Source organism: Leptolyngbya sp. 'hensonii' (genome assembly GCF_001939115.1).
Taxonomy (GTDB): Bacteria; Cyanobacteriota; Cyanobacteriia.
In genome coordinates, this window is record NZ_MQTZ01000052.1 from 91,039 (window position 1) to 97,426 (window position 6,388).

Consider the following 6,388-nt stretch of genomic DNA (forward strand, 5'->3'; position numbering starts at 1 on the left):
GGGTTTGAGATTTCCTTTAACGGACGTTCACCGAATACGTAAATTGAAAGGCTGGAAAATCTCCCGGCTGCTTAGGTTTACCCGTCAGAACTAGGTCATAGCCACCCGCTTTAGGAAAGGTAATCTCTGTACCAGGAACCCCCTTGTATTGCTCCACTGCGATCGCTTTCAAGGTGGGTTGCAGGATAGGTTGGGGATTGCGACTGCGGGGAACCGCATAAACTGCCAGACGGCAGTCGCATTGGGAGAGGGAAATAGGCTGTCCACCTCGCCGAGTGAGGGCAAACCAGGCCCTGGAAGATTGGCCAGCCTTAGGGTTGTGGTTCGGCTCAATGTGGAAGGTGGCCGCAACGTTACCCTTGGTCTGGATATTGTGGGCTAGCATCGATCGGGCTGGACTTAACATAGAACAGCAGGTGAGGGCAGCCAGGTTAATCCCTGTGGCCCAAAATCGCTCTCCTATCACCTTTTTATTTTTGGGAAACATAGAACTTCTCCAATCGTAGGATAAACCAGAACCAGCGCTGACGAACCAGCAACACAAACAATAATCCTATCCCCAGGAACACAGTCCGAACTTCAGTGGCCATCGTCCCTTCCAGGTTGCCCAGGTAGTGAGAACCAATCAGCGCCGTATGCACCACCGCCAGCACCAGAGCTGGCATTGTCAGCAGGTGGATCAGCCGCCAGAACTTGCCCAGGAGGTTGATCAGGCGATCGTGGCTTGTCAGCACTGCAGGGGTCATCAGGGCCAAGGCAATGAGACCCGTCCAGATCCCCCACTGATGTTCTGGTAGTAGGAAGTTCACGGCATCCAGGTTCCAATCCAGGGTATGGTTCAGGCTATGGAGGCTATGGGCCACAGCCAGGATAAATGCTCCCACCCCCAGAAGGCGGCGGTAGCGCAGGGGCTGGGGCCACAAGCAACTGATGGGACGAGCTACCAAAGCCAGCATCAAACAGAACAAGGCAGCATGGCCCGTATAGTCTGTCATGGCCCCGGTGCGCAGTAGGGTCAGTATCCCGATCGTCAGCGTCACCCAACCGCCCAGACGAAAAAGCTGGCTGCGGCGATCGGCACTCAGGGATGCCGCTGATACCCCAACCCCAAACATGGCAGGTACAGTCCCCAGGCCAAAAGCGAGTAAGGTCAGTGCTCCCTGGTGGATCTCTCCTGTCTCTGCTGCTTTAATCTGAGCCACATAGAGGAATCCACAGGGAATTAGCCCCCAGGTCAGGCCCAGAAAAGCCGGAGTCCACCAGTAGGTCTGTCTGGAGAGCCCCCTCATGACATGCTCCAAACGGTGATGCAGACCGCCCTGCAACAATGGATGCAGGATGGGCAGATGGGGAAATCCCTTCGGAGTAATTTGAGCCAGACCCATCCAGATCAGAAGCAGACCGGTCAGGATCGCCAGTCCCTGCCGCAGGATGCTGTCGATACCCGCCAGTTGCCCTCCGGCTAGCAACACGGATCCGACGGCTCCAATCCCGGCCCCGACCAGAATGTAGCTGAGAATTCGCCCCAGGTTCAGGAGGCTGTGAAAAACCAGCCGTTGTTTCCAGGTCGTTGTCCCCCCTGGGTTGGCTAAAGAAAATGCCACCACCAGAGGACCACACATGCCCAGGCAATGGCCAAAGCTCCCCAGAAAGCCCAGGTTCATGATCAGGAACAGCTCAATCATCTTTGCGATCGCAAGCAGTTAAGGGGCCAGCTTCCAAGATTTTCAGGAGGAATAGTTGACCTGCACCCTATTTTAAGGGGTTGGTGTTGTCTGTAGAGACGTTCGTGACAGGTCTCTAGAGGCAACACCCTGTGCAGGGATAAGTTGGAGGGATTAACTGTGGTAATAATCCCGATACCAGGTGACGAATTTCTGCAACCCCGCTTCGATCGAGGTCGCAGGCTTAAAACCGACATCCCGGACCAGGGCATCCACGTCTGCGAAGGTCTCAATCACATCCCCAGGTTGCAGAGGCAGAAAATTCTTCTGGGCTTCCAGACCCAGGCACTTTTCCAGGGTTTCAATGAAGTGCATTAATGCCACCGGTTGATTATTGCCAATGTTGTAAATCCTGTAAGGGGCATTGCTGGTTCCTGGATCGGGATTCTGACCCGACCACTGGGGATTGGGTTGGGGAATGTGATCTAGGGTCCGTACCACTCCCTCAACTACGTCCTCAATGTAGGTGAAATCTCGTCTCATTTGGCCATGGTGGTAAACGTCGATCGACTGTCCGGCCAGAATGGCCCTGGTAAAGGAGAAGTAGGCCATATCGGGGCGACCCCAGGGACCGTACACGGTAAAAAACCGGAGCCCGGTTGTGGGGAGCCCATAGAGATGGCTGTAGGTATGGGCCATCAACTCATTGGCTTTTTTGGTGGCTGCATAGAGGCTGACTGGATGATCCACATTGTCATGCACCGAGAAGGGCATTTTAGTGTTGGCACCATAGACAGAACTAGAGGAAGCAAACACCAGATGCTGCACTTCCGTATGACGGCAGCCCTCCAGGACATTGACAAAGCCTACCAGGTTGCTATCTACGTAGGCATGGGGATTTTTCAAGGAATAGCGCACACCCGCCTGGGCTGCCAGGTGAACCACCCGATCGAACTTTTGCTCTAAAAACAGGTTGGCCGTCGCCGCCCGGTCTGCCAGATCCAGGGGATAGAATTGGAAACCTGATTCTGCCTGTAGTTGGGTCAGACGCCCTTGTTTCAGGTTGACATCATAGTAGGGATTCAAATTATCGAGGCCAACAACCTGATCGCCCCGTCGCAGCAGTTTCTGGGCAAGATGGAAGCCGATGAATCCGGCTGCTCCAGTGACTAATACCTTCGCCATATATCCTCAATTCTTGATGGTTGATCTCGAGATCCTTGAAGTTGTCCTCAATTTCCTATACGCTCTGTACGGTTTTATAGCCCTGTAATTCTATATACATTCATGGATAATTTATCTGGTTTTTGACGACGTATTTTTGGTTGTGCATCAAATAATTGTTGGATAAGTTGCGAAGTCTTGCCAAGTCCAAGGCTCTGCTGCCAAGTTTGCTCGTTGAGCCGCAGTTGTTTTGAATCGGCTATGCCGCCAAATCCAATTGAAATAACTGACAACCAATCGTGTAGTCACCTTCGTTTGCTCCCACACCTTGCCAAACTTGTTTTGCCGTCGATGCCACCGTCCTGTTTGTTGCCGGATAATACCATTGGTTCTCTCTAATCGTTGGGTTTTATCCTTACCAATGTGATGATGAATTTCTGGTGGAAGGACTCGTTCATACCCTCCCCAATCATCGCTATTCCACTGTTTGCACTCCGTTTTTCCTTCCGTTGTGACCATCAGTTCTTCAATCAACTCATCCGTATGCTTTCCCACACGGGCCGCCAAGATCAGCCCACTGCTATTGGCTAAACTCAACCCCACCCAACAGTCTCCCAGGTCTAATTCTAGGGGCAGACATTGCTTCTGTTTTTTTGCACAAAGGACCACATCTCAKCAGCACTCACCTCCTCGGTTTCAACTTGAGCCACCTCCTGATTGTGGATGAGTTGAGCTTTGCTACTCGCTCGTCGAATAATACTCACTACCGTGTTATAAGCTAACCCGCTAATCCGACTAATCCCTCGTAAACTGGTGCCCTCACTGTGAGCTTGCAGGACTTGTTGAATTTGCTCTGGACTGACGTGACGGTAGTAGTAGAGGGTGTCAAAACTCTCTGAGAAGGTTTGTTGGCACCCCAGGCAAAAGTAGCGTTGATGCCCATTCGGCATCTTGCCATGCTTGTGAGTCTTAGAATGACCGCAGAGCTTACATTCCATAGCTTGAGTAGGTGAATCGTTGATTCCTTACTCTACCAGACCCACATCAGTTTGACGCACTACCATCAGCCGTCTGACTTGCGCTAAAGCATCTTCACCTGAAATTGGCTGAACAGAACCATTTCGCACTTCATCTCGGCGTCGCTTGGCTTCAGTTACCCAAACTGCCTGAATTGCTGAGTCAGTGTCGAACTCCAAGCTTTCCACCAACTTGTCCGCAAGAAGCGCTCTTGATGCACTCGGCAAGGATAGTATTTCCTCCGTCAGTTGCTCAATTGATCGCATAATTCCTCGCAGAAGGCTGAATTCCAAATACAATTGTAGCAAAATCTGGTGTTAACAGAACTTGATGAAGTAGTCGCGAGCATCGGGTTTTTTGCTAGGTGAGTGGACACACTATCCTAAACATCATTATCTTTTGATATACATTGTACAGTTACGAATTCAGAGTTTCTAAGTCAAATAAACATCTCCCGAAAAAGCATGAATCCTGAGCAAAGATTAGACTACCTTTATAAAGAGTATGTTCGGCTAAGCCAACAAGCAGAAGAATATATCAGAAGTGCCTTTGAGGACTTTAAGTTAATGGGGGTAATTGGCGCTACCATAGCACTTTGGAAACCCATCGTAGATGTTATCGTGCTTGCAAATCCCAAAATTGACTACAGTGGACTCTTATTTCTCGGCTTTCTCAGTCTCCTGCTAATTATTGCAATCATAGGATTCTGGAATTTAATCAAACAATCATTCATTATTTTCTTCACAGACAATCTTCAGGGTTATGAAGAAGCAATTAGGAAAGAGCTTAATGAGCTGGAAGATTCAAAGGTTTTCAGCTTGAACCTTGAAAAGGAAAAGAAACTTCTTTTCAGTTACAGAACTACTTTTGCAGCCTTCCTTTCGGTCTTTGCGATTGCAACTATTTCTATACCATTTTTAATTCTATTTTCCTTCAAAATTACTTATGCACTTATCTATTTGCTGCTATCACTAATGATCTTCGCAGTTTATTTTCGAGTGCTTAAGAAATCAACTAAGCAGTATCTCAATAGGTGATACATAGCGGCTTAATCCTTGATGCTGATAGTCAGCTTCCGTTTAATGCCAGGTCTGAAAATCTAAGCAGCCTAACGGTGCCCATCACCCGCTGCTGATCACTTCTCGATCTCTACAGATAACCTTGATACGGTCGGGTGCACGGGCGTTGTTATGCTGCCGCAATTAGCGTCTATCTCACGCTGCAACTCTGCAATCGTATCTAAAACCGTAATGAAGCGCCGCCCGAAACTAGTGAGTTTATATTCAACTCGTGGTGGAACTTCTGGGTAAGAAAATTTGTCTAGAATTCCGAAACTGACCATTTTGCTCAGGCAATCGTTTTGTACTTTTGTTGTGAGTCCATCAATAGAGCGTGTAATTACTCCGGGACGATCGACCCCCTGACAAATCAAGCTCAAAATTTGCATTGACCACTTGCAGCCAACGATGTACTCCACCATTGCGGCGGCTGAAGTGTTTTTTCTGACTTGTTTCCCATTCATCTGATACAACCTAAACTTTTCCTAGATTCCGCTTCAATTTCTACCTGAAAGTGCCTACCTTACTGGAAGGTGCATACTTCCTGAATCCGTTGAAGTTTGATTAATATGCTTGCTGGAAGCACATTGCTCTCAAACATTATAGGAAACAAACGATGTACCAAGAATTTCAGCAGCGGCAAGCATTGATCATTGGTGGGAGTAGTGGCATCGGACAGACGGTTGCAGAAACCCTCTTAAATTATGGAGCATCTGTAACAGTCGTCGCACGCAATTCTGAGAAGCTTCAGGCAGTCTTGTCCCACCTAGAGCAGTTCGGCAAAGTTCAGGGGTGGCAGGCAGATATCAGCAATCGCCAAGAGACATCTCGATTTGTAGAGCGTATTGCGAATGAGCTACCGAGTGTGCATTACCTGGTAAATTCTGCTGGCGTTTTTCTGCCAAAGACTTTTCTTGACCATTCTGAAGCGGACTACGATCTCTACCTCAACATCAATCATGGAACCTTTTTTGCAACCCAACAAGTTGTCCGTAACATGGCTCAGCGTGGGCAGGGTGGTGCAATTGTCAATATTGGCTCAATGTGGGCACATCAGGCTGTTCTAGCGACACCCTCTTCTGCTTACTCAATGGCAAAAGCAGGTTTACACTCTCTCACGCAACATTTGGCGTTGGAACTAAGTAGTCAGGAGGAATTAAATATAAAACGTTCCAGGGAGTAATTGCCCCTACTACTACGAGCTTGCATTCCCTCGATGATCGCATCGGCTAAATCAACTTCATGCTCAAACATCCGCCCAGCAATTTCATGGGTTTTGAGTTGATGCCACTGCTCCTCGATCCGATTCATCTCAGAACAGTAGGGTGGCAACCAGAAGAGGAACAATCCTTGGGCTTGCCACTTGAGCCATTGTTGCTGAGCCAGACGACTGGTATGGGCAGAGCCATTATCTTGAACAACTACCGTTAATCGCCCCGTTTGAGCCAGGGTAACAGATGCCTTCTCGGCAATCCAGTCCATGAC

At 48.9% G+C, this 6,388-nt stretch carries 9 protein-coding genes; 2 read left to right on the top strand and 7 right to left on the bottom strand.

From position 1 onward, the window contains the following. Window positions 1-16: 16 nt before the first annotated feature. The 5 genes from BST81_RS22625 to BST81_RS22650 all read right to left on the bottom strand — a co-directional run bounded on the left by BST81_RS22625 (window position 17) and on the right by BST81_RS22650 (window position 4,111). Window positions 17-487, bottom strand: coding sequence for a hypothetical protein (locus tag BST81_RS22625; RefSeq protein WP_075600784.1), 471 nt, complete (start codon window positions 485-487; stop codon window positions 17-19). Further along, window positions 471-1,685: a sulfite exporter TauE/SafE family protein gene (locus BST81_RS22630; RefSeq protein WP_075600785.1), complete on the bottom strand. Its 1,215-nt coding sequence runs from the start codon at window positions 1,683-1,685 to the stop codon at window positions 471-473. Before BST81_RS22630 ends, BST81_RS22625 begins: the two co-directional genes overlap by 17 nt. 153 nt (window positions 1,686-1,838) lie before the next feature. Then, complete coding sequence (locus tag BST81_RS22635) at window positions 1,839-2,849, bottom strand: NAD-dependent epimerase (protein ID WP_075600786.1); 1,011 nt, start codon at window positions 2,847-2,849, stop codon at window positions 1,839-1,841. 147 nt (window positions 2,850-2,996) lie between these two features. Continuing rightward, window positions 2,997-3,826 (bottom strand): IS1 family transposase gene (locus BST81_RS27170; protein ID WP_143780458.1). Its coding sequence is split into 2 segments (ribosomal slippage): window positions 2,997-3,482 and window positions 3,485-3,826, totalling 828 coding nucleotides; the frame shifts between segments, so codons are not numbered across the junction. A 27-nt stretch (window positions 3,827-3,853) separates the two neighbouring features. Then, on the bottom strand, window positions 3,854-4,111 hold the full coding sequence (locus BST81_RS22650) for an addiction module protein (protein WP_075600788.1): 258 nt from the start codon (window positions 4,109-4,111) through the stop codon (window positions 3,854-3,856). A 198-nt stretch (window positions 4,112-4,309) separates the two neighbouring features. Here BST81_RS22650 and BST81_RS22655 point away from each other — a divergent pair, with 198 nt between their 5' ends. Beyond that, window positions 4,310-4,882, top strand: a complete 573-nt coding sequence (locus tag BST81_RS22655; RefSeq protein ID WP_075600789.1) for a hypothetical protein — start codon at window positions 4,310-4,312, stop codon at window positions 4,880-4,882. A 98-nt stretch (window positions 4,883-4,980) separates the two neighbouring features. Here BST81_RS22655 and BST81_RS22660 read toward each other — a convergent pair whose 3' ends face one another. After that, a complete protein-coding gene (locus BST81_RS22660) occupies window positions 4,981-5,367 on the bottom strand; it encodes a helix-turn-helix domain-containing protein (RefSeq protein ID WP_075600790.1) in 387 nt (128 codons plus the stop codon). A gap of 152 nt (window positions 5,368-5,519) precedes the next feature. Between BST81_RS22660 and BST81_RS22665 the strand changes: the two genes are divergently transcribed. Beyond that, entirely contained in the window at window positions 5,520-6,086 is a 567-nt protein-coding gene (locus tag BST81_RS22665; protein ID WP_075600791.1) for an SDR family oxidoreductase, read from the top strand. Here the strand turns inward: BST81_RS22665 and BST81_RS22670 are convergent. Next, the coding region (locus tag BST81_RS22670; protein WP_171974831.1) for a transposase at window positions 6,050-6,388 on the bottom strand (339 nt) is incomplete at its 5' end. The genes BST81_RS22665 and BST81_RS22670 overlap by 37 nt on opposite strands.